This window comes from Helicobacter sp. MIT 21-1697 (genome assembly GCF_026241255.1).
Taxonomy (GTDB): domain Bacteria; phylum Campylobacterota; class Campylobacteria; order Campylobacterales; family Helicobacteraceae; genus Helicobacter_C.
Window position 1 is genome coordinate 113,823 of record NZ_JAPHNC010000004.1, and the last position, 23,871, is coordinate 137,693.

The 23,871-nt window shown below is 37.1% G+C and carries 27 protein-coding genes; 25 read left to right on the plus strand and 2 right to left on the minus strand.

Annotated elements, in window-relative coordinates; all coding sequences use genetic code 11:
* Window positions 1-211 precede the first annotated feature (211 nt).
* The gene (locus OQH61_RS05250) at window positions 212-409 is read left to right on the plus strand and encodes a hypothetical protein (RefSeq protein ID WP_266026255.1); all 198 of its coding nucleotides are present in this window, start codon (window positions 212-214) and stop codon (window positions 407-409) included.
* A 123-nt stretch (window positions 410-532) separates the two neighbouring features.
* Entirely contained in the window at window positions 533-667 is a 135-nt protein-coding gene (locus OQH61_RS05255) for a hypothetical protein (RefSeq protein WP_266026256.1), read from the plus strand.
* Window positions 668-713: 46 nt separating this feature from the next.
* On the opposite strand, the gene mutY is transcribed toward OQH61_RS05255, so the two are convergent.
* Complete coding sequence (mutY, locus tag OQH61_RS05260; RefSeq protein ID WP_266026257.1) at window positions 714-1,799, minus strand: A/G-specific adenine glycosylase; 1,086 nt, start codon at window positions 1,797-1,799, stop codon at window positions 714-716.
* A 145-nt stretch (window positions 1,800-1,944) separates the two neighbouring features.
* Here mutY and OQH61_RS05265 point away from each other — a divergent pair, with 145 nt between their 5' ends.
* The 23 genes from OQH61_RS05265 to OQH61_RS05375 all read left to right on the plus strand — a co-directional run bounded on the left by OQH61_RS05265 (window position 1,945) and on the right by OQH61_RS05375 (window position 20,912).
* Window positions 1,945-3,150 carry an NAD(P)/FAD-dependent oxidoreductase gene (locus tag OQH61_RS05265; protein ID WP_266026258.1) on the plus strand — a complete coding sequence of 402 codons (1,206 nt, stop codon included), beginning with the start codon at window positions 1,945-1,947 and terminating at the stop codon, window positions 3,148-3,150.
* 84 nt (window positions 3,151-3,234) lie between these two features.
* Window positions 3,235-3,948, plus strand: a complete 714-nt coding sequence (locus OQH61_RS05270; RefSeq protein ID WP_266026260.1) for a hypothetical protein — start codon at window positions 3,235-3,237, stop codon at window positions 3,946-3,948.
* A complete protein-coding gene (locus tag OQH61_RS05275; RefSeq protein ID WP_266026261.1) occupies window positions 3,948-4,631 on the plus strand; it encodes a DNA-methyltransferase in 684 nt (227 codons plus the stop codon). The genes OQH61_RS05270 and OQH61_RS05275 overlap by 1 nt, the downstream gene beginning before the upstream one ends.
* Before the next feature lie 69 nt (window positions 4,632-4,700).
* Window positions 4,701-5,708, plus strand: a complete 1,008-nt coding sequence (gene purM / locus OQH61_RS05280) for a phosphoribosylformylglycinamidine cyclo-ligase (protein WP_266026262.1) — start codon at window positions 4,701-4,703, stop codon at window positions 5,706-5,708.
* A gap of 21 nt (window positions 5,709-5,729) precedes the next feature.
* Window positions 5,730-6,518: an SH3 domain-containing protein gene (locus OQH61_RS05285; RefSeq protein ID WP_266026263.1), complete on the plus strand. Its 789-nt coding sequence runs from the start codon at window positions 5,730-5,732 to the stop codon at window positions 6,516-6,518.
* Between the two features lie 2 nt (window positions 6,519-6,520).
* Window positions 6,521-7,327: a shikimate dehydrogenase gene (locus OQH61_RS05290; protein ID WP_266026264.1), complete on the plus strand. Its 807-nt coding sequence runs from the start codon at window positions 6,521-6,523 to the stop codon at window positions 7,325-7,327.
* Window positions 7,328-7,381: 54 nt separating this feature from the next.
* On the plus strand, window positions 7,382-7,660 hold the full coding sequence (gene gatC, locus OQH61_RS05295; RefSeq protein WP_266026265.1) for an Asp-tRNA(Asn)/Glu-tRNA(Gln) amidotransferase subunit GatC: 279 nt from the start codon (window positions 7,382-7,384) through the stop codon (window positions 7,658-7,660).
* Window positions 7,657-8,364 carry a uracil-DNA glycosylase gene (gene ung / locus OQH61_RS05300; RefSeq protein ID WP_266026266.1) on the plus strand — a complete coding sequence of 236 codons (708 nt, stop codon included), beginning with the start codon at window positions 7,657-7,659 and terminating at the stop codon, window positions 8,362-8,364. The genes gatC and ung overlap by 4 nt, the downstream gene beginning before the upstream one ends.
* 320 nt (window positions 8,365-8,684) lie before the next feature.
* Window positions 8,685-9,908, plus strand: coding sequence for a metallophosphoesterase (locus tag OQH61_RS05305; RefSeq protein WP_266026267.1), 1,224 nt, complete (start codon window positions 8,685-8,687; stop codon window positions 9,906-9,908).
* Between the two features lie 40 nt (window positions 9,909-9,948).
* Window positions 9,949-10,710, plus strand: a complete 762-nt coding sequence (locus OQH61_RS05310; RefSeq protein ID WP_266026269.1) for a sulfite exporter TauE/SafE family protein — start codon at window positions 9,949-9,951, stop codon at window positions 10,708-10,710.
* 266 nt (window positions 10,711-10,976) lie between these two features.
* Entirely contained in the window at window positions 10,977-11,756 is a 780-nt protein-coding gene (locus tag OQH61_RS05315; RefSeq protein WP_266026270.1) for a HugZ family heme oxygenase, read from the plus strand.
* A 75-nt stretch (window positions 11,757-11,831) separates the two neighbouring features.
* The gene (tilS, locus tag OQH61_RS05320) at window positions 11,832-13,097 is read left to right on the plus strand and encodes a tRNA lysidine(34) synthetase TilS (protein WP_266026271.1); all 1,266 of its coding nucleotides are present in this window, start codon (window positions 11,832-11,834) and stop codon (window positions 13,095-13,097) included.
* 104 nt (window positions 13,098-13,201) lie between these two features.
* On the plus strand, window positions 13,202-14,665 hold the full coding sequence (gene ccoN / locus OQH61_RS05325) for a cytochrome-c oxidase, cbb3-type subunit I (protein WP_266026272.1): 1,464 nt from the start codon (window positions 13,202-13,204) through the stop codon (window positions 14,663-14,665).
* Window positions 14,666-14,680: 15 nt separating this feature from the next.
* Entirely contained in the window at window positions 14,681-15,421 is a 741-nt protein-coding gene (ccoO, locus tag OQH61_RS05330; protein WP_266026273.1) for a cytochrome-c oxidase, cbb3-type subunit II, read from the plus strand.
* Window positions 15,418-15,645, plus strand: a complete 228-nt coding sequence (locus OQH61_RS05335) for a cytochrome c oxidase, cbb3-type, CcoQ subunit (RefSeq protein ID WP_266026274.1) — start codon at window positions 15,418-15,420, stop codon at window positions 15,643-15,645. Before ccoO ends, OQH61_RS05335 begins: the two co-directional genes overlap by 4 nt.
* On the plus strand, window positions 15,642-16,514 hold the full coding sequence (locus OQH61_RS05340; protein ID WP_266026275.1) for a c-type cytochrome: 873 nt from the start codon (window positions 15,642-15,644) through the stop codon (window positions 16,512-16,514). Before OQH61_RS05335 ends, OQH61_RS05340 begins: the two co-directional genes overlap by 4 nt.
* 11 nt (window positions 16,515-16,525) lie before the next feature.
* Window positions 16,526-16,726: a DUF4006 family protein gene (locus OQH61_RS05345; protein ID WP_266026276.1), complete on the plus strand. Its 201-nt coding sequence runs from the start codon at window positions 16,526-16,528 to the stop codon at window positions 16,724-16,726.
* A gap of 120 nt (window positions 16,727-16,846) precedes the next feature.
* Entirely contained in the window at window positions 16,847-17,515 is a 669-nt protein-coding gene (locus tag OQH61_RS05350) for a hypothetical protein (protein WP_266026277.1), read from the plus strand.
* 11 nt (window positions 17,516-17,526) lie between these two features.
* Complete coding sequence (locus OQH61_RS05355; protein WP_266026278.1) at window positions 17,527-18,159, plus strand: hypothetical protein; 633 nt, start codon at window positions 17,527-17,529, stop codon at window positions 18,157-18,159.
* Entirely contained in the window at window positions 18,156-18,455 is a 300-nt protein-coding gene (locus OQH61_RS05360) for a hypothetical protein (RefSeq protein ID WP_266026279.1), read from the plus strand. The genes OQH61_RS05355 and OQH61_RS05360 overlap by 4 nt, the downstream gene beginning before the upstream one ends.
* A gap of 8 nt (window positions 18,456-18,463) precedes the next feature.
* Complete coding sequence (locus tag OQH61_RS05365; protein ID WP_266026280.1) at window positions 18,464-19,219, plus strand: hypothetical protein; 756 nt, start codon at window positions 18,464-18,466, stop codon at window positions 19,217-19,219.
* 62 nt (window positions 19,220-19,281) lie between these two features.
* A complete protein-coding gene (locus OQH61_RS05370; RefSeq protein ID WP_266026281.1) occupies window positions 19,282-19,626 on the plus strand; it encodes a hypothetical protein in 345 nt (114 codons plus the stop codon).
* A gap of 95 nt (window positions 19,627-19,721) precedes the next feature.
* Window positions 19,722-20,912, plus strand: a complete 1,191-nt coding sequence (locus OQH61_RS05375; RefSeq protein WP_266026282.1) for an MFS transporter — start codon at window positions 19,722-19,724, stop codon at window positions 20,910-20,912.
* Window positions 20,913-20,918: 6 nt separating this feature from the next.
* Here OQH61_RS05375 and OQH61_RS05380 read toward each other — a convergent pair whose 3' ends face one another.
* On the minus strand, window positions 20,919-23,816 hold the full coding sequence (locus OQH61_RS05380) for an FAD-binding and (Fe-S)-binding domain-containing protein (RefSeq protein ID WP_266026284.1): 2,898 nt from the start codon (window positions 23,814-23,816) through the stop codon (window positions 20,919-20,921).
* Window positions 23,817-23,871: the final 55 nt, after the last annotated feature.

Genomic DNA, 23,871 nt, shown 5'->3' on the forward strand with positions numbered 1-23,871 from the left:
AGCAGATTCTAGAATCTATGGTTGCTTTGTAAGTCTTGCAAATCCCGCGCTTGATTGCCTTAAAAAGCACTTAAATTTATCTCAATCTCTTTTTATTCTCAAGTTATAAGGCTTAATGTTGCACTTGTTTTCTTTTGTTACTTTCAAGCTGAATATACAATTTGTTTTTTTTGTATTCTACCCTTTGTAAAAATTAAAAAAAGGAGTAAAGATGAATTGTATCAATCACAATGATGTCGTAGCCGTTGGCTCGTGTGGTAAGTGTAATGTAAATAAGTCAAATCACTCAAAAGCGCATTATTTGGTCTGTGATATTGGTTATTGGGGCGGCTTTAGCCATTTTTGGTTACTATGGTGGCTCTGGTTATGTTGTTATGGGCATTTTGGTGTGGAGCTGTGCGGGGTTTAGCGATAGAGCGTTAGCAAGGGCTAATCAATCTGTTGAGGACGCACATTACAATGCATTGTCTCGCCATAGGATGGAAAGTGATGGTGGCTATTTGATAGGATCTATAATAGGCAAAGTCATCGTGTGGCTAGTGAAAGGCATATTCTTTCCCATTGTGTATTAATCTTTATGATTACAGGCAGCAAAAAGCTAAAAGATGAACTTGCTACTACGCAGGAGGCTAGAAGCATACTTGTAGATCAAATGCAAAAACAATAAACAATGAGGGTAAGTAAAAGGGCTAAATATCAAAAGCAGAGCTACTTTATATTCTGTTGCTTCTGCTTACATTAAATCCCGCTAACTGCAACGCCTTTTTACACAGCGATGAAAGCGGTTTAGAATCTAGCTCTTGAGACGAGAAAAAGTAGAGATTTGTGTGCGGCATAGACTGCTTTAATATAGCTAGATTCTTAGAATCAAGTTTATATACATTTGCAGTAATGGCGTATTTTGTATAGTGATGTTTAAAGCTCCCGCATTTTTTATAGTATTTTTCATCGTTTGTAATGTTCTCTAGCTCAATGTTTGGGAGATTGTATAAGCCTTGATACAAAGCATTTTTGCCCTCTTTTTTATCTTCATATATAAAGGCGATTTTGCCTTTTTTATCCACATAGATGGCAAGATGGAGTGTAAGTGGCTCTAAAATGGATTTTTTGGGTGTTGGGTAGAGGGCGGGATTTGCCTGCCCCTTGCAAATATTACGCACAGGGCAGAGCAGGCAAGCAGGATTTTTGGGCGTGCAAATCATCGCCCCCACATCAAGCAGGGCTTGATTATAATCAAAGCTCCTTGTGGAATCTAAAAGAAGCGCGGCAAGCTCGTCTAAAAGCCTCTCTTTTGGGTTTTCAAGGGCGAAGATTCTACACAACACACGCCGAATATTTCCATCTACAAAACTCATACTTTGCCTAAAGCCAAAGCACAAAATTGCCCCCGCAGTATATTTGCCTATGCCCGGTAAGCTTATAAGCTCTGCATAAGTTTGTGGTAACGCATTATTAAATTTTTCACAACAAATACGAGCACTTTTTTGCATATTTCTTACGCGTGTATAGTAGCCTAGCCCCTCCCAAAGTTTGAGCAGCGATTCTTCTTGAGCATTTGCAAGAGAGGTAAGTGTGGGAAATGCTTTCATAAAGGGAATATAGTAAGATTCTAGCACTCTTTTCACTTGTGTTTGTTGTAGCATAATCTCGCTTACATATACGCCATAGGGAGCATTTTCTCCGCTTAAGTTGCGCCAAGGGAGAGAGATTCTGCCGTGCTTTTTATACCAATGAAGAATATTTGCTCGCCAAGTTTGTGCTATTTGGGTAGCTTTGTCGTGTAGTTGTAACATTTTCATAATATAAATTATAGCTTAAAATTTAAAAATGAGTAAAAACATCAAAAAATAAACTATTATTTTACTTATTTGTCTTTGAACTCAGTAATTTTTATTAAGAAGTGTGATACAATTTGCGCACAAAATTTTAATTTAAGGTATGGCTATGAAACCCAAGATTCTGATTGTTGGCGGGGGGTATGGGGGCTTACGCACAGCCATTACGCTTCAAGAGCAGCTCAAAGTTGATGCAGATGTTACACTCATCAGTAAGCACGATTACCACTATCAAACGACACTTTTACATAAAGTCGCCATTGGCACATTAAGTGCGCGTAAGGCACGAGTTTATTTTCGTAAGATTCTTAATTTGCAAAAAGTGCATTTTATCAAAGATAAGATTCTCTCATTTGAACCAGAATCTAAACGTGTTATAGGCAATGGCGGAGCGTATGAATATGATTATCTGGTCATTGCGCTTGGATTTAAGCCTGATGATTTTGGTATTAAAGGTGTAGAGGAGTATGCACATAAACTTTCTTCGCTCAATGCTGCCCTTAAGTTTGATAAGCTTATTGAATACAGATTCAAAGAATATTGCCATACTAAAAATGCCGATGACTTGAGCATTATCGTATGTGGCACAGGTTTTACAGGCATTGAATTTGCGGCTGAACTTGGTTCTAGGCTTGATGATCTTTGTCTTATTGGTGGGATTCCACGTGATGTGCCTAAAGTTACTTGTATCGGCAGAAGCGATAGAATCTTGCCAATGTTTAGCAAAAAAGGAAGTGCATTGGCTCAAAAGAAGCTTGAGGCTTTCGGCGTAGAGGTGATTTGTGGAGGTGATGTGCAAGAATGTCGCAGTGATGGTGTGATAATTAAGCACAATGGAGAACTAAAACATATTAAAGGCAATACAATTTTATGGAGTGCAGGCGTTAAGGGCAATGATAGCCTTGAGAATTCTTGTCTTGAGACTACAAAAGGGCGCATTAAAGTTGATGCCTATTTGCGATGTCCGCAGTATGAGAATATCTATGTCGTGGGCGATTGTGCAATCTCTACTTCGCGTGATGCTATCCACGCTCCAACAGCACAGCTTGCAGCTCAAATGGGAGATTATGTGGGTAAGAGCCTTATAAAGATTCTTAATAATAAAGCACAAAAAAAGGTATTTACATTCAAACATCGTGGCACAGTGTGTTCTATTGGACATACTGATGGTGTAGGTATTATTTATAAAAGGAGTATTAGTGGCGAGGTTGCTGCATTTTTGAAAAATTTTATTGAAAATAAATGGCTTTTTGGCATTGGGGGTGCAGAGCTTGTGTTTAAAAAAGGGCAATTCCGCTATCGCACGAGTAATTAGTTTAATGCAGAACAGAGTTTTACGCATTGCATTAAAGATTTTAGGCTAAAATTTATAGCTTTGAAAACGAAAAAAGATTGGACTATGAAAACAAAAAAAGATTTATTTAGTAAGCTTTTAATTGAAAAAAGTAAAAAAGGGAGAGAAGATGGAGCATATTCAAGATTATTTGGCAATAATGAGCTTGGAGCATTAATTAGTCGTATTCACGCCACTTCTATCAGTGCGGGTACATTTTTAGAACATTATATCGCCTGTTTTGCTCCACTTTTGGACGAAGAAAAGATTCCACAAATTTTTAACAACACTTTAGAAAAGAGTGTTTTTTTAATTACAAAAAAATCAATAAAAAACAAAATCACACCTTTTTTGCAGTTAGACAAAGCTGTTGAACCAGATTTTATTATAATAGATTCTCTACGACATAAATGTCTCGTTATTGAACTCAAAGATGGAGATAACTTTGATACAAAAAAATCTAGCGGTGAAGTTAAAAATTTAAAATACTACCAAAATGCCATTTCACAAAAGTTACCCTATCCTTGGATAGCTGAAATAAAAATTTGTATGTTTAATCAAAATGAAAAAAGCAAAATTGTAAATGGTTTTAGAAATACTATAAGTGAAGCGGAAGCTATGAGTGGCGATGAATTTTGCAAAATATTGGGCATTTCAAAAGATACAATTATACAAGCAAGAACAGAAGCACACAATCCAAATCTTGATTTTGTTTTAAGGGAATTATTACGCATTACGATATGTTCAGAAAAAATTAAAGCAATTCTTAAGGATAGGTGATGAGCAAAGATGTGCAAAGCATTCTTAAAAGTGCATTTCGCAATAAAAAGCTTTTTAATAAGCGTTTAAAGCTTGATGGCTTAGAGCTTTTGTCTATGATAGCATCTCAAAGTATTGATTTATGTTTTTTTGACCCGCAATATCGTGGAGTGTTAGACAAAATGAAATATGGAAATGAGGGCGAGCGACAAAAAGGCAGGGTAAATCTCGTGCAGATGAGCGAGGAGGACATCGTGCATTTTTTGCAAGAGATTGCGCGTGTGTTAAAGCCAAGTAAATATTTAATGCTGTGGATTGATAAATTTCATTTGTGTGAGGGGATTCACCCTTGGATAAAATCTACGAATTTGGCGATTGTGGATTTGATTACTTGGGATAAACAAAAAATGGGTATGGGGTATCGCACAAGGCGACAAAGTGAATATTTGCTTATTTTGCAAAAAAAACCACTTAAAGCCAAAGGCACTTGGGAGAGAAAAAATATCCGTGATGTGTGGAGTGAAAAAATCCCACAAGATGCTATAAAAATCCACCCTCACGCAAAGCCAAAGGGTTTGCAAAGCGCGCTTATAGAATCTTGCACCAAAGTAGGCGAAGTTGTGCTTGACCCGGCAAGCGGTAGCTTTAGCGTATTAGAATGCTGTAAGGAATTAAAGCGAGATTTTATAGGCGCTAATATATAAGTCTTTATCTAAAATCATTTTTTTATGTTAGAATCCGCCATTTATGGATATGAGCCAAAAGGGACTTGAATGATAAGCTATAAAGATTCTGGAGTAGATATTGATGAGGGAAATGCCCTTGTAGAAGGACTAAAGCCTCTTGTTACATCTACATTTGATAAAAATGTAATAGGCGGGATAGGTTCTTTTGCTGGAGCATACGCGCTACCTAGTGGATATAAAAATCCTGTGATTTTGGGAGCAACCGATGGTGTAGGAACAAAATTGCGTCTTGCCATTGATGCGCAAAAATTTGATAGTATAGGCATTGATTTGGTAGCAATGTGCGTGAATGATTTGATTTGCAACTTTGCTATGCCTATGTTCTTTCTTGATTATTATGCTACGGGGAAACTTAATAAAGATATTGCGCTAAAAGTAATTAGCGGCATAGTAGAGGGCTGCAAACAGGCTCAATGTGCGCTTATTGGTGGAGAGAGTGCAGAAATGCCAAGTATGTATGCAAAAGATGATTTTGATTTAGCAGGATTTGCAGTAGGCATTGCCGAGAGAGATGAGGTACAACTACAACGTGTTCAGGCAGGTGATATTCTCATTGCGTTGCCAAGTAGCGGGATTCATAGTAATGGTTACTCACTTGTGCGCAAAGTGCTTTTTGAGAAGCTTAAAATGTCTTTTGATGAGATATTTGAAGGGCAAACACTCATTGACACACTTCTTACACCTACGCGAATTTATACACCACTTTTTAAACAGATATATAATTCTGCGTTGCGCCCATATCTGCACGGATTAGCGCATATTACAGGTGGAGGCATTGTAGAGAATCTCCCTCGTATATTGCCCCCACAATTAGGGGCAAAAATACACATAGATTCGCTCCAAGTGCCACCAATTTTTACGCTTATTGGACAATATGTGGAGAAAAATGAAATGTATCGCACCTTTAATATGGGAGTTGGTATGATTCTTGCTGTGAATAAGACCAAAGTAGATGAAATGCTGCACCTTAGTCATACTTTTCACGGGTATATCATTGGTGAAGTATGTGGGGGTGAGGGCATATATTTTAACTAAATTATATTAAGGAGATATATATTGAATGCACGAACTTTTTTTAAACTTTATTCACTTCCTTTTTTGATTATTTTATTTGGATTGGGAGTATATGGTGGAATCCTTGTGTTTGTGGCACAAAAAAACTTTATTACTATGAAACATAATGTCTCAAGCACACCAACACAAGAGGGAGTTCCAAATACAGAATCTCCACAAATAGCAGATTTAACACCAAATGCTCCTAGCAATCAAGAAGCACCTAAACAATCCATTGCTCAAAACACTCACAATCCACTTGTGCAAGATATTCACGAACCAGAAAATACATCTATTGAGAATATACCTGCTACACAATCACCCATAAATATACAAACAGCAAGCTCGGAACCACCACAGGCATCTGTTATGCTCCCTGCTGATTCTCACGCACAAACACATCGTTATGCTAAATATCGCTCTAATATTCGTAAAGCGCCCTCTTCGGAATCTATAGTTGTTTCTTATGCAGATGCAGGGGAAGTATTAGACATACTTGATACACAAAATGGCTGGAGTAAGGTAAAAAATACTCGTGGCATTGAGGGCTATATCGCATCGCGTTTGCTTAGTGAATCTGTGGGGCAATCTGAAGGTGAAGCCTATATTGTTTTGGCAGATGTGCTTAAGGTTCGTGCTGCCCCAGATTTACACGCAGCAGTTATTGGACATTTAAATCATAATAGCCACGCTTTTGTGCTTGAAATACAAGAAGAATGGGCAAAGATTTTGTTTAATAGGCAGTATGGTTATATTTCGTCTCATTATATTGTTAAAGAAGGTGTAAATTAGCTATGCTTGGCTTTTTTGCCGTTTATGGCAATCCCATTGTGCATTCTAAATCCCCATTTTTGCATAATTATGCCTTTGAAAAACTTGGCTTAAGTGGCTATTATAGCCGTATTTTGCTAGATGTTGGTGCGAATCTTCGGCGTAATTTTCTCTCAAATGGCTTAAGTGGAGCAAATATTACTTTGCCCTTTAAAGAAGAAGCTTTTTGTCAATGTGATGAGGTGCGTGGCGTAGCACAAAATATCGGCGCTTGTAATACTTGGGTGCTTGAGAGCAGAAAACATCTTGTTGGCTATAATACAGACGCGCAAGGATTCTATGAATGTATCAAAGAATATAAAATTAACAATGCTCTTATTATTGGTGCGGGGGGGTCAGCCAAAGCGATAGCGATGATACTTCAATCTCATAATATTCCAACAACGCTTATTAATCGTTCAGCTCCCAATCTTGGTTTTTTTGCTGATAAAGGTTTTGAATGTTATGTAAGTAGCGAATTTAAACCTACTTGTAGTTATGATATTCTTATTAATACTACAAGTGCGGGGCTTAATGATAATGTATTACCCTGTGATGAGGCACAGCTTAAAGAACTATGCTCTTGTGCTAAATATGCGTTTGAGCTTATTTATGGAAAACTCACGCCTTTTCTTGCTTTAGCTCAAAGTTTTGACCTTGTTTGTGCCGATGGGAAAGAAATGCTTATAAATCAAGCAGCTCTTTCGTTTGAGCTTTTTTGCAAACAAAAATTTAATAGAGATAATTTAGACATACAGAGCATTAAAGCGTTTATGGGTGAGATTTCATAGAAAGCCTGTGAATCTATGTTATAATGCATATAAGATTTTAATCAAGGAGAGAAAATGCGTATTGATGACGCGCTGTTGGGCAAACTTGAGCGGCTATCTATGCTTCATATTGATGAGAATAAACGCGATGATATGCAGAAGCAATTAAGTGAGATTCTTGGATTTGTGGAAAACATTGCTACGATTGAAGTGCCGCAAGAATGCTTTGAAGAGCAGCTTAAGAATCCCCTAAGGGCAGATGAGCCACGAGATGCTCATATTGCACAAGATGTGCTTGCTCACGCTCCGAATGCACAAGAGAACTTTTTTATCGTCCCCAAAATCATTGAATGACAATTAACCTTGATAAAATAAAGATTCCAGATGATTGGAAGCAACTTCTTGCGAATGAGTTTTTAAGCCCTTATTTTGCAGATATTAAATCGCATTATCTCAATGCCCTTGCCAACAAAGAAATGATATACCCAAAGCCCCATCAGATTTTTGCCGCCTTTGCTCTTACCCCTCTTTCTTCTCTTAAGGTTGTAATACTTGGACAAGACCCATATCACGGCAGTGCTATGATAAATGGTGAGCTCACACCTCAAGCAATGGGCTTGAGCTTTAGTGTGCCTCGTGGTATGCCTATCCCACCTTCTTTAAAAAATATTTATGCGGAACTTTCTCAAAGCTTACATATTACACCACCTTCACACGGAGACTTGAGTGGTTGGGCAAGACAGGGTGTTTTATTGCTCAATGCAATTTTAAGTGTTCGGGCGAATGCGCCCGCTTCACATAAACATTTTGGGTGGGAATATTTTAGCGATGGTGTGATAAGAGCATTATCGGCGCGTAAAGAACATTTGGTATTTATGCTATGGGGTAATTATGCTAAGAAAAAAGCACCACTTATTGATAGCTCTAAACATAAAATTATTACTGCGCCACACCCTAGTCCTTTAGCGCGTGGCTTTGTTGGGAGTAATGTGTTTGTTCAAGCCAATATTTATCTTCAAGAACACGCTCAAGAACCTATTGCGTGGGAGAGTCTTTAGCATTGTTAATCTTGCAAACGCTCATTTACAGCTTGCAAAGCTAAATCACTTAGAATTTTGCCCATTCGCGTTTTTATGCATTACGCCACATATAAGCTTACCTTGTCAATAATACCAATGGTTGTTGGAAATTTAAATGACAATACCCAAAATAACAGCCATAGCTACTACAATAAATATTGCGATAGCGCACCTCGCATATAGATTTAATGAGTATTAGACTTCATTCTATACAATGCAAGGATCAATTGTAATGCCTAAATCATTGTTTTGATAATTAAATTTAAGGTTGTGAGTGGGGTATAAAGGCTAATGGAGCGATGAAAATCCTTGTAATTGTAAGCGTTGTTTTTGTTGTTTTAAGTTTAATGAAGTTGTATATATACAAACGATTTATGTGTTATAGTATGGTATTTAACAAACGCAGAAAATTAGGCATTGCTTTGCTTGTGGCACTAGGAATTGGAGAAATCTCTCTTTTTATAATCAGAGATTCAGCCTTTACACTTACGCCATACATTATGGCTGGTTCGTGCATAGTTTTTGCTTATTGTCTTTTTATGGCGGTTTTATGTGTAGATATATGTAAAATATTAGCACGATTTTTAAGGTATATATTTTCTAGTCAATTATCAAATATTGGAGATTCTTATCAGCCCTCTAAGACTCATCAACTCTCTACTCAATCCTCTTATTCCTTATCGCGCCGTGTATTTTTAAAAATGCTTTTTGATTTAAGCGTGGCAGCTTTGTTTGTAGTTTTTAGTATAAGAAGTTTCACGAATGCCCTTTTACCTCCGCCTATTAAAGAAGTGTCCATCAAAGTCCCGAATCTACGCAATAAAAAGACTATTGCAATGATTACTGATGTGCATATAGGCAAGGCTCTAGGTGGAGCATTTCTTTCAAAAGTCGTAGCAAAGATTAATGCACTTCAACCTGATATTGTAGTCATTGTAGGTGATTTGGTGGATAATAAAATAGGAGAGGTTAAAGCAGATTTGAATCCGCTCAAAGATTTGCAAAGCAAGGAAGGTGTATATTATGTCGCAGGTAATCACGAGTATTATCACGGTATAGATGATATTTTGGCATATTTGCATACACTGAATCTTACAATTTTACATAATACAAATATTGAGTTGGAAGATTTGAATCTCGCTGGAGTAAGTGATTTGGCAGGATTACGATTTAATTATTTAAAACCAGATTTAGCATCTGCAAAAAAAGATATGAATCCACACAAACCAAGTATTCTCCTTGCACATCAGCCTAAATTTGTGCGCTCAAATGATGTAAGTGATTTTGATGTAGTGCTATGTGGGCATACACACGCAGGACAAGTATTTCCATTGTCATTTTTTGTATGGTTAGATCAGCATTATGTATATGGGTTGTATGAATTGCCACAACGCAAAGTTTCTCCATCTGATGTTCTTCCACCCAAGAAAACACAGCTGTATGTAAGTAGTGGGGTAGGATTCTGGGGACCTGCTATTCGTTTTTTAGCACCAAGTGAAATTGTATGTTTAAGGCTTGAATAGAGCATTTAAGGCTTGATTTTAAAATGAAATAAGGATAAAAATGAGCATAGAGATTTTAGTTGTTCTTGGCTGTGTAAGTGGTGTAGCTGCTGGATTTTTTGGCATAGGCGGCGGCGTGATTATCGTCCCTTGTCTGCTTTTGCTTGGTATGCAAATGGAATATGCCATTGGTATTTCAATAATGCAAATGATATTTTCCTCTGCATTTGGCTCATTTATTAATATTTTGCAAAAAAAGCTCAATATCTGTGATGGCGTGTTTGTAGGCTTAGGAGGTCTTATGGGAGCAGCCTTTAGTGGGATAATTGTTGATACGCTTTCTTCTCAAATTCTTCTTTTGTTGTTCTTGTTTCTCTCTTGTGTGAGTTTTTACAAATATGCCTTTGATGTCAAAACGACCGCCAATCCCACTCCACCTATTACAAACCCACTGAAACAAAAGATTCTTATGATTATCGCTGGTTTTCTTACCGGAATTTTTGCTGTGAGTTTGGGCGTAGGTGGAGGACTCATTCTTGCACCTATACTTGCATATTATCTTGGATTTGATTCTAAAAAAGTAGTGCCCATTTCACTTTTCTTTATTATTTTTGCTTCTGTATCAGGGAGCATTTCACTTGCCACTCACGATTTGATTGATTTTCAATCAGGCTTAATTGTTGGGCTTTCATCAATGTTTGGTGTGGGTTGTGGTATCTACCTTATGAGCAAGGTTACATTGAATAATCATCGCTATGCGCTTATCGGTATTTACGCATTGTCCATTCTATTGACATTGTGGAAAGTTTTTTTAGAGTTTTGATTTAGGCATTTGAGAATCATTTTATAAAATAAGAATAATTATTAATTTATATTTAAGCTTTTTTATATTAAAATGAGATTTGTTTTTAAAATATGATTTCTAACAAAATCTAAAGATGATAAAATCTGGGTGATTTGGTAGGGTTGGGTGGGTTAGAAGCATCTTTTCTTTCCTTATTTGTTGTTTGATTGCATTGATAGGCTACCTTAAATTTTTATAGGTAGCTTCTATGCAATAACTATTCAATTTTTAAAAAGGAGAAATTTATGAATTATCAAAGTATAATCGGACATATGAACCAACATCACAAAGATGAACTTATTGGTTTGTGTAAAAAGTATGGCGACCCAAGCACTTTGAAAAATGCTCACATACAAAATGTTTCGCTTGTAAATGTGGATTTTGAAGGTTTAGATATTGTCTATAATGACAACATATCGTTGCGCGTAGAGTTTCCAAAAAAAGCAGATGAACATACACTTAAAGATGCGATTATTGCATTATGTCAAGGAGCAAAAGCATCTGATATACATACCATAAGTGATGAAATTGCGCAATTTAAAAAAGAATTTGGCTCTATTTTGATTGCAAGTATTGATAAAGAAGGTAATGCAATTTGTTCTTACGCACCTCTTATGCAGATTGAAAATAAAGCCTATATTTATATCAGTGAGGTTGCGGAGCATTTTCATAGCATCGCTGCCAATCCTTCTAAAATTGAGGTAATGTTTTTAGAAGATGAATGTAAGGCAAAATCCGTGATTTTACGCAAGAGGTTGAAATATCGCGCTCAAGCTCGTTTTATAGAACGTGATAATCAAGAATTTGAGCAAGCGCTCAATAGTTTAGAATCTGCAATGGGAGGAGCTGGAGGCATTAAAACTATTCGTCAAATGAGTGATTTTCATCTGATAGAATTGCAATTAGGATTAGGACGATTTGTAAAAGGATTCGGGCAGGCTTATGATATTTTACCAAATGGTGAAATTAAGCAAGTTGGCGGAAGTGGCAATCCTCATTCTAAAACAAACCCGCATAGTTCTTAACTTCTTTCTTGCCTTAGTATTTTGAATCTGAAATGATTGTGTTATCATTGCATTATTCATAAACAAAGGCAGAGTGTGGCTAAAAAAGATGTTTATAAGCTGACATATAATACTTTTGATACTCTATTTGAGTTAAGAGATACTCTCGCTTCCTCTCTTGTTCCATTGAAGCAAACGCACAATTTGCTTGGATTTTCTGGTGGGGTAGATTCCACAGCACTTTTTTTTCTTTTGCTTGAGTGTGAGATTTCCTTTGATATTGCCATTGTGCATTATCATACCCGCCCACAAGCCGATGATGAAGTAGCTTATGCCAAAGAGCTTGCTGCTACTTATAATAAGCTTTGTTTTGTGGCGCACGCACCGCATTTTGATACAAATTTTGAACATAATGCACGTTCTTTTCGCTTTGACTTTTTTCGGTCTTTGATTACCAAACATTGCTATACACATCTTTTGCTTGCTCATCAGCTTAATGACCGCTTAGAGTGGTTGCTTATGCAGCTTACAAAAGGTGCAGGACTTGGGAATCTGCTAGGTTTTTCAGATGAGCGATACAATGATGATGAGTCTTTTACTCACTATACAATCGTGCGTCCTTTAGAATCTATGCCCAAAAATGCATTGTATAGATTCTGTAAAGAGCGCGGAATAAAGTATTTTGAAGATAGTAGTAATCAAGATAAGACTTTTAGGCGAAATTATTTTAGATATGAGTTTTGTGATAAATTAGTCAATGAGTTTAGCACAGGCATTGCACGCACTCTATCGTATCTTCAACGCGATAAGCAGAGTCTTGAAAATATGCTTTATGCGAATACTTTAGAGCTAGAATCCTTGCAAGAGCAAATTCAAAAACAAATATATAATGTAAATGTTCCATTGCATACTCATCATATACGTTGCATAATTTTTAGTATCCACAAAGTAAGGGCGCAAAATGATGACAATTTACTTTTGCTTTTTTGTGATAAGGTAGCTAAACGATGTGGATATGTGTTGAGTGCGGCTCAAAGAGAAGAGATAAGCAAAAGTAACTTTAATTGCAAAATTGCTCATCTTATTATCACAAGTAATGCTCATAGAATCTATATTGCACAAGATTTTATCAATATGTATAAAATAGTAACACAAGGTCCTATGTCAAAAAAATTTAAAATATGTTGTGCATCTCATTGTGTGCCACCAAAGCTTCGTTTATTGCTGTGGGCGGAATTTTGTGCTTGGGAAATGCTACATAAAACTACGCATAGAGATTCTTATTATTTGGTAAATGAACAAACAAGCCAACACACTTTTAGCCATTTTATGACAAAAATAGACCACTTTTTTACTTTTTAAAAAAGTTTTGTTGTTTTTTTATTAACTTTTTAAGGTAGCTATAACTTCAAAGGCATTACAATGAAATTTGTATTTCAAATTCATAAAAGGACAAGGAGACTGCAATGCAGACAAATACACTAGAGTATGATTACTCAATAGCTAAGTTATTTGTTTTTTCTGCGATGGCTTTTGGATTTGTAGGGCTGCTCATCGGGGTAGTGATTGCATTTCAAATGGCATTCCCAGATTTAAACTATTTAGCTTCAGAATATGGAACTTTTGGTAGGCTTCGACCACTTCATACCAATGGTATTATTTATGGTTTTACATTGAGCGGGATTTGGGCTTCGTGGTATTACTTAGGGCAAAGGGTGCTTAAAATTACATATAAAGAGCATTGTTTTTTACGCGCAGTAGGCTTAGCACATTTTTGGATTTATATTGTGCTTATGGCTCTTGCAGTAGTTACACTTTTTGCTGGATTAACACAATCCAAAGAATACTCTGAACTTATTTGGCCTCTTGATATTCTTGTAGTTGTTGTGTGGGTATTATGGGGTGTGAGCCTTTTTGGAAGTATGGGTGTAAGACGCGAGCAGACAATTTATATTTCATTGTGGTATTTTATTGCTACTTTTGTAGGAATTTCTGCTCTTTATATTTTTAATAATCTTGCAGTTCCAACTTACTTTATCGCAGGTATAGGAAGTATCTTGCATTCAATTTCATTTTATGCAGGGACAAATGATGCTATGGTGCAATGGTGGTGGGGGCATAATGCCGTTGCATTCGTTTTTACTTCAGGTATTATTGGGTTAATCTATTACTTTCTACCTAAAGAATCTGGGCAACCTATCTTCTCATATAAACTTACTTTATTCTCATTCTGGGGACTTATGTTTATTTATATTTGGGCAGGTGGGCATCACTTAATTTATTCAACAACACCTGATTGGATTCAAACACTTGGTTCTGTATTCTCTGTTATTTTGATTTTGCCTTCGTGGGGGACAGCTATCAATATGCTTTTAACAATGCGTGGGCAATGGCATCAAATTAAAGAATCTCCAATGATCAAATTCCTTATTCTTGCTTCAACTTGGTATATGCTGACAACGCTTGAAGGACCAATTCAATCTATTCGTTCAGTCAATGGTTTGGCTCACTTTACAGATTGGATTATTGGACACGTTCATGATGCAGCACTTGGTTGGGTAGGATTTATGATTATCGCAGCGTGCTTCCATATGGTGCCTCGCATATTTAAACGCGAACTTTATTCTAAAAAACTTATGGATGCACAATTTTGGATTATGACAACAGGGATTATCCTTTACTTCTCAAGTATGTGGATTGCAGGTATCACACAGGGTATGATGTGGAGAGATGTTGATGATAATGGAAATCTTACATATAGTTTTATCAACACAGTTGTTTCGCTTTTCCCATATTATCTTATCCGTGCAATTGGTGGTTTGATGTATTTGGTAGGCTTTATAATGTTTATTTACAACATTCTTATGACAATTTCATCAGGCAGGGTGCTTGAAAAAGAACCCCAAAATGCTACTCCGATGGCAGCGTAAAGGAGGAATGAGAATATGTTTAGTTTTTTAGAGAGAAATCCATTCTTTTTCACGGTTGCATTTTTGTTGGTGTTTTCTATCGCAGGGTTAGTAGAGGTTTTGCCCGGTTTTGCAAAAAAGGCTCAACCTATTGAAGGCTTAAAGCCTTATTCTTTGCTTGAAACTGCAGGACGACAAGTATATATTGCAGAGGGTTGTTATAATTGCCATTCGCAGCTTATTCGTCCATTTAAGGCTGAAACAGACCGATATGGTGCTTATAGTTTAAGTGGTGAATATGCTTATGATAGACCATTCTTGTGGGGTTCAAAGCGCACAGGTCCAGATTTACATAGGGTAGGTGATAGTCGTAAAGCAGCAGATTGGCACGATGGACATATGAGAGACCCGAAATCGCGTGTGCCCGGCTCAATTATGCCAGCGTATGAGCATCTTTATACAAAAAATGCTGACTTTGAAACTGCCTTTGCAGAGGCTTATACACAAAAAGTTGTTTTTGGTGTGCCTTATGATACAGAAGGTGGAGTGCAAATTGGCGCACAATCTTATGACAAAAATGATCTTGCAACGCTTTCTAAAGCAAGGGAAATTTTTATGCAAGAAGCTAAAGTAGTTGTTGATGAAATGATAAGCCAAGATGTCAAAGATGCCTTTGAGCAAGGAGAGGTAAAGCAAATCGTTGCGCTCATTGCTTATATGAATAGTCTTGGACAATCGCGCCGCACTGCTACACAAGTATCGCGAGCAGCACAATGATAGATACTACACTTTTGGAGTTTATTGTTGCTTATCAGAAAGAGATTTATCTTGCAGTTACGCTTTTGCTTGTAGTATTTTTGTATGGATATGTTTATCATTTATATTCTTCACAAGCTAAAGGTGTAAAAGATTATGAAAAATATGCTAATCTTGCTCTGAATGATAGTCTTGATGATGAGCTCATTGAACCACGAACACACAATGAAAGGGGAACTAGATGAATTGGTCAGATAATATAACAATACTAGGGTTAATAGGTGCTTTTGTTATCTTAATCCTTACTATTTTTGTAATAAGCGTATATCTTAAAAAGATTAAAGATGGCAAGGCTGAAGGAGAATTAACAAGCGAAAGCTGGGACGGCATAGGAGAACAGACAAACAATCTCCCTGTTGGCTGGGCTGCCTGTTTTTTGGGTGTGCTTATTTGGGGCTTTTGGTATATCTTTTTAGGATACCCACTCAATGCTTACTCACAAATTGGAGAATACAACCAAGAAGTGCAAAGCTATAATCAAAAATATGCTTCTACTTGGGAAAACCTAAGCGGAGAGGAGCTTGGCAGTATGGGACAAAGTATTTTCTTGGTGCAATGCTCTCAATGCCACGGAATCACAGCAGAGGGTATGAATGGTAAGGCAAAAGATCTTACAAAATGGACTAAAGAAGAGGGTATTATTGAGGTCATTAAAGAAGGAAGCAAAGGCTTAGACTATATAGCTGGTGAAATGGCACCTGTATCTGTAAATGATAGCGAAGCAAAAGCAATCGCAGCCTATGTTATGCAAGATATTTCAAGCACTAAGAACACTAAGTATCCACTTGAGGTGAGCAAAGGTAAAGAACTCTTTGCAATACATTGTGCGGCTTGCCACGGAGATGAAGGTAAGGGCAATGGTGGCGGTGTAGATGGATTTGCACCTGATTTGACTAAATATGGGACAGCAGATTTTCTTGCAGAAGTGCTTACAAAAGGTAAAAAAGGCGTAATTGGCGTTATGCCTTCATTTGAATATGCAAACTTTGCGCCAAGCCAAAAAGAAGCGCTTAATGTGTATATTCGCTCTTTAAATTTATCTGAAGCGGAATAAAGGAGATTGTTATGAATGGTTTATTTGGAATCAATGGTTTAACAGGGTTTATTATCGCTGTGGTGCTTTTGCTTAGTATCGTTGCGGGATTAGGTACTTGTGCTATTCTTACACAAAAATCTGTGGCAACAGATTATTACAAGATTGAACAAGTAGATTCAATTAAGCAAATTGACATTGAAAATGCACAATACCGCACAAGTGCAGAATAGGAGGCAGGTATGAAACTTACACTTATTGAAAAGCTTCTTGGGACATTGCTTATTGTCACTATTGTGATGACAATCGTCATTCCTTTTATTCCTGATTTCTTTTTGCATTTGGTTTAATAAATGCTCTTGCTACTAGGGAGACTAATATGTATTAGTCTCTTGGTTGCCCTTACACTTGGTGCAGATGAGAACATTAAGGATTCTCACAATTATGTCCTTGATAATTCTGATTTGCTCCTTATACCTAAAAGTGTTGGCTTTATTGATACGCTTTCAAATGAGCTTTTCTCAAAAACTGGTTTTTCTTTATATGTTGCAGTTGTTGATAAAATCCCAGAGGATATAAAGGATAGGGTTATTGATGGGGATAACCTTGCCGAGCAAGATTTACAAAAACTCTATCGCAATAGATATAAAAAAGTCTTAACGCAAAACTTGCCGCAACCTTATGCACTTCTTGTCTTTATGAGGGAAGATAAAAAAATGGATATTTTAAGTTCCGCACCTAAAGAATATTTTGATGAAGACAAGGTATATTATGAATATATGGTGCCGCTACTTCCAAAGGAGAAAGATGAGGTTCTTACACCACAGCTTATTTCTGCGATTATGCTCAATGGTTATTCAGAAGCTGCGGATATGATTGCAGCGCATTTTGGGGTAAAACTAGAAAACAATATGCCTGTTGATGAAAGTGGAGGGCGAGAATTTGTGCGATTTAGTATGTATGCTATGATGCTTATTATGTTTGGTATTATCGGCGCGATTTATCTTATGCGCAAAAAATAGAGGAGAGAGAAATGAGAGAGAAAAACTACTGGCCCCACGCGATTGTTGGCATATTGCTTTTTGGGGTGTTTATGGTGAGTGTATCTATTACTATTGCGATGAAAAATCCTATCCAAGATGAAAACACTTATTTTGCAAAAAAACGCATTGTTGATGAAAATATTAATGATATTATTAAGGAGCAAAACCTTTTTAGTGCAATGTATGATTATAGTATCTATTTGAGCAATGAGGGCAAAAGCTATGCACACAATACCTTTGTTTTTCCTTACAATGCACCCTCTCATCGTCCGGATATAAAATCTCAAATACCTCCTACTATTATCCCCCCTAATGGGGCAAGGATACATATAGAGATTGAGCCAAAAACGTCTGCGTATTCTATTGAAAACATACATCTTTTTTTGGATTCTATGCACGAAGCACATAAGATTCAGGATTTAGGTGAGATAGAAAATGTAAGGCAAGCAAGCAAGATGCTTAATAATCTCCTTTTAGGGCGATGGAAATTTGTGCTTGAAATAACCTATAAGGAAGATTCAGAGAATACATTACGAGAGCCAAAAACACATAAAGCCTATTTTGAATCCGAAGTTTTTATTAAAGATGTAAGCAACCAAGCTGTTAAAGAACGCTCAAAATGAAAACACAAACTCATCATTTCCATCAAGCCTTTTTGCTCCTTGATGCAGTTATGGGTATTTGTATTTGTGCAACTGCCTTGATTCTTACATTTGGATTTTTATATACATTTTCGCCCACAACCAAGCTTTCTACTTATGATACCTACAAGCAGCTTTTGCTCTCACCTACGATAACCTCAATAACTTTGAATACACATTCTACGCCATCACTTACCTATGAGGTTTTTGAGCAAAGTTATACTGCTCCTCATAATTTTGAACTTTTACGATTTTATACACCCAAAGCCATTCGCTAATGCGTAAAATGTCGCATTATTTTCGTTCTGCACGAAGCGCTTTCTCACTTTTTGAAGTAGTAGTGAGCATTGTTATTTTAGGTGTGATTGGGATAATATGCAGCTCTATGCTGTTGCAAATGAGCAAAAATATTGCTTATGTACGCAGCTTAAATAACCCAAGCCCTAATATAGCCCTTGCAAAAATTGAGAATCTACTGCAATATGCGATTATAGAATCTCTTATAGGCAATGGCGGAATACCACTTAGTGTAGCGAGTTCATCTCTTGCGTTTATGGCTATTGATGAGCAATCTTTGTTTGGTGGCGGATATAAAAATGCTCCAACTTCTATGCAGGGCGATACACTTCTTCCTTTAGTATCAATACATATTCAATCTCATCATAATGATTCATTGTATTTTGCAACTTTAAAAGGGTGGCAGCCACAGCAGGAGCTCTACCTTGTTACGCAGCCTAAAGAGGTTTTTACGCCCTATACCATTACGCACATTCATTCGCAAACTCTTGTGCTTGATAAGACACCAAGCCACACACCTTTTATTGCCTTGCCATTGCAATCGCACTTTATTGAATTGCGTGATAATACATTATGGCTTGATAATGCACCTCTTGCTTTTGATGTCCTCTCATTTACAATTACACCTTTTTCTTTTACTCAAGGTATTTTTCTTGAATTAAACCTTTGTGTCGCCACACCGACAAAAAAGCATTGTGAAAATGGGGGCGTATGGCTTGATGAAATTGTAGAGAATATGCTATGAAAATATCCGCACAATCATCACAAAAACCTTCCAAGATTGCTCCTAATCGCAAAGGATTTTATATGATCTATGCTATTTTAATTATCGTCTCCGTAGGGATTGTTTGCACATTTTATTTGCGTCAGTCCTATCATCGCTCCCACACCCACGCTCATTTGCACGCCAAAGCCCAGCTCTACCTCTATGCGCGAAGTCTTAAAGATATGGTTATATTTTGTCTCAAAGAGCGAGATATACCTACTTGTCAAATACAAGAATTTTCTTTTCCTCACAATTATCATTTTCGCACAACGCTGACAAGTTTAGATTCTCATACGCTTTTGCTTGATATACACGGCAGTATTTTGCACCCCTCTAGCAGCAATATTTTGCGCATTACTAAACGTTATGTGCTTCTTGTGCCTTAATGTCTATTAAAGCACATCAATTTTCTTTATTGAGTTAAAATATGCTTTTTAAAGTTATACATATCAATCAATGAACTATTATTTATGGAGAGATTATGCACGAAGCACCCAAAAATCGTTTTGAAGAAAAAATCCATATTTTAACTCATCGTCCGCGTTTTATGTTTGCACTTTTTTCTAGCACTTCTATGACCGTTTTTGGTAGTATGATTATTGCCACTTCAATACCTGCTATTGAGAAGTATTTTGTAGATATTCCACATATTCAAACGCTTTCAAAGCTCATTTTGACACTTCCTGCACTTTTTATTATGCTGTTTTCACCATTGGGTGGAATCCTTATTGATAAATTTGGGCGCTTAAAGTTTCTCATTAGCTCTATGATTTTATGGAGCGTAAGTGGTGTGCTTGGAGCACTATGGGATAATATTTATTGGGTTCTCTTTACAAGGGCAATTTTTGGCATTGCCACTGCATTTGTTATGACAACTGCAAGCACATTAGTGGCAGATTATTATGTGGGCGAGGAGCGCGCAAAGGCTTTAGGCATACAAGGTTTTGCAACAGCGTGCAGCAGCGCAATTTTTATGTGTATTGGTGGTATTTTGGCACATTTTGATTGGCATTATCCTTTTTATGTCTATGGGCTTGGCATTTTTTTGAGCATATTTGTTGCAAGCACACTTTTTGAGCCTCGTGTAAGTAAGCGCAAACAGATTCTTAAAGAAGCATACAAAAAAATCAATATAATGTCCATTTTGCCCTGCTATTTTTTTGGCTTTATTATTATGGTTGCCTATTATACTTCGCCTACACAGATTCCACATTTTATTATACAAAATTTAGGCAAAAGCGAAATGATAGTTGGCTTTTGTATTTGCGCTTCGGCTTTTGCATATGGTGTATCATCTCTTTTTTATCCAAGGATTAGGCAATTTTTATCGCTCAAGGGCATTTATGTTGTTGGATTTATGTGTATGGGTAGTGGATTTGCTCTTATTTTTATTTTACATAATATTTATGCAGTTGTGTTGGGATTGCTTCTTGTTGGCACTGGTGGAGGCGCAATGATTGTGAATAATTCATCTTTATTGCTTAGCCTTGTCCCTAAGCAGCACATAGCAAAAGCCATCGGAGTCCTAAGCGCTACTGCGTGTTTTGGGCAGTTTGTATCGCCATTATTTTCTCAACCCATTGTGAATAGGTATGGAATCGTTCATCTTTTTTTGGTTGTGGCACTTCTTCTTTTCGCTATGTCTGCATTTGCTTTGTGCAAACCAAAATAAAAAACTTTATAAAGCCTCACTGACTTCATCAACAAGATAAAGCAGATTCTGCCATATAATATTTGTTTTATCATTTAAGCCAATCTCACAAGTGCTAGAACTTGCGAATCCTCGCTTTAGGTGTTTATCTCCTTGTCTTTTTTGAGCATAAAATTCACCAAATTCTCTTAATGCACTCTCATTGAGTTCTGGGCATATAAAGCCTTTGTTTCCAGCAAACCCACAGCATTGAGTTTTGGTGTGCTTTATCACTTTCCCATTTGTGCAAGAGCTGGCTATGTAATCAAGCGCACTCTCCCAACCACCTTTTTTAGTAGCACACATTGCATAGAGTGCAATATCCTCATCTAAGGGGGTAATATGCAATCGTTCTAAGAGCACATTTGCAATATATTGGGGCATATCAAAAATTTTTATATCATTTAGATTTTGCAAATCTAGTTTGTGTTTGATTGTGTGCATAAGCTCATAACTGCACGCGCTATGGTCGCATACAACTTCTATATTTTCTTCGTTTTCTTTCATTTTCCTTAGAGCCTCATAAAGCTCTTGTGCCTTTTGCTCTGAAGTTTTTGGATAATCTTTGAAAGCTTTGCCACAGCAGAGATTCTCAAGGTTATGTGGATAAATGACGCATATGCCCGCTTTTTTGCACAAAGATTCAAAGACTTCTTGTAAAGGGCGCTTATCTAATGCTTTCATTGAGGGTGCAAAAACACGATTTATGCAGGTGCTAAAATATATGACTTTTTTATTACTTTGTATTTTTGGCATAGAATCTTTAAATACTTTTTCATTTGCGCGTGACATACTTGTAGGAATATAAGGCGTGCCTAAGAGGTTTCTTGTTGCTTTGCTCCATTTGCTTATGGTGTTTGTGCCAAAAAAATAAGAGTTGAGATTCACAAATTTCACTCCCCCTTTAGCGAGTTTAAGAGTGCTGCTAAAATGTTTGCCTACATTTGAAGCGATAAATTGTGCAGTAGTAGAGGTGAGTGCGGGTTTAAGTGTAAGCGCGATTTTGGCAGTATCAATCTCTAGCGGACAAAGACTCGCGCACATTGAGCAAGTAGCGCAAGTATCTATGCCAAAATAAACATAACCATCTTTGAGTTCTTTGAGCTGCTGCTCTTCCTCTGCATTTTTGTCTTGTAAATCCTCAAGCCTTTTTATTTCCTTGCGCACAGCAATGCGTTGTCTAGGGGTAAGGGTAAGTTCTTTGCTTGGACAAACCTTTTCGCAGAATCCGCATTCCATACATTGATTGATAAAATCTTCTACTTCGCTTGAATGTTTGAGGTTCTTTAAATGAATCTGTGTATCATTTGAGATGATAACATCGGGATTGATGAGATGATGCGGGTCAAAAATTGATTTGATTTTTTGATTAATATTATATGCTTGTTTGCCCCATTCTTTCTCCACAAATGGCGCAATCATACGCCCTGTGCCGTGCTCTGCCTTTGTGCTACCTCCAAGCGAAAGAACAGAATCTACCATAGCTTCCATAAATGCACCAAAACGCGCACTTTCATCTTTATCATTTAAATTTGGTGTGATAATAAAATGGACATTACCAGAGAGCGCGTGTCCAAAGATGATACCTGTAAAGTCAAACTTGGCAAAAAGCCGCGTGATTTCCTCAATGCCTTGCGCAAAAGATTCTATCTCAAAGCAAATATCCTCTGTAATAACGATACTTCCGCTAGGACGCAAAGATGCAGAAAGTGGCAAAAGTCCTTTGCGAATCTTCCACCACGAAGCCATTTCTTTTTCATTTGAGCTAAAGTTTTCGCCAAACAAACTTGGTGCTTTTGTGAGGGCTTGCGAAATGGTAGCTATTTTAGATTCTAAAGCCTTTTGTGTGGTATCTTCTAATTGCACAAGGAGTGCGCATTGCCCCTTTTTTACACTTAAAATGCGCTCGTCTATATCCCCTAAATGTTGTGCTGATTTCAAACACGCATAATCCATTAGTTCAGCAGCAGAGACAATATCTTCATTGCTTGCTAGAATCTGCACTGCCTTTGCTGCAAGTGTGAGATTCTCATAAAAAAGCAATGCACACGCTTTAAAGGCATAATCACTTACGCATTCGTATTCCACTTGAGAGACAAAGCCCAAAGTCCCCTCTGCACCGATAAAAATATGATTTAAAATATCTTTTATATCGCTAAAATCAAGTAAAGTATTGATACTATAACCGGTCGTATTTTTGATAGCAAATTTGCGGCGGATAAGTTTGGTCAGCTCTTGAGAAGCCAAAATCTCATCACGCAATGCTAAAAGTGCGTCTGCCTTGTCTTTATGGTGAGCTAAAAAAGATTGTATATTCTCATTTTGCTTTGCCCTTTCACTTGTGTCAAGCACAGAGCCATCGTGGAGTATTATGCGCACAGATTTAATAGTATTGTAGCTATTTTGTTTTACGCCACAGCACATACCACTTGAATTATTTGAGAAGATACCACCAATCATAGCGTTATTAATCGTTGCTGGGTCTGGTCCAATTTTTTTACCAAAGGGCTTTAATGCTTCATTTGCCTCGCTCCCTATCACCCCGCAATCACATACAATACTTGAAGCATTATCTTGTATGGATATGTTTTGCCACCTTGCATTTGCAAGCACAAGCACACTATCGCTACACGCTTGTCCGCTCAAACTTGTCCCTGCCGCACGAAATGTAAGCGGGGCATTGTATTTTTTGCTCAAAGCAAAAAGTTTTATAATCTCACTTTCATCAAATGCCCAAATCACCACACGCGGCACATAACGATAGCAAGAAGCATCTGTGCCATAGGCAAATCGGCGTAAATAATCTGTGTAGATTCTATTTTTAAAGATGATTTGTGCCTGTGCGATAAACCCTGTAAAGTCGGGTGTTTGCGTGTGAGATTGCATATTTCCTCCTTTTGCTTTGTTTATTATTATAGCTTAGAGAAAATAAAAACAATGA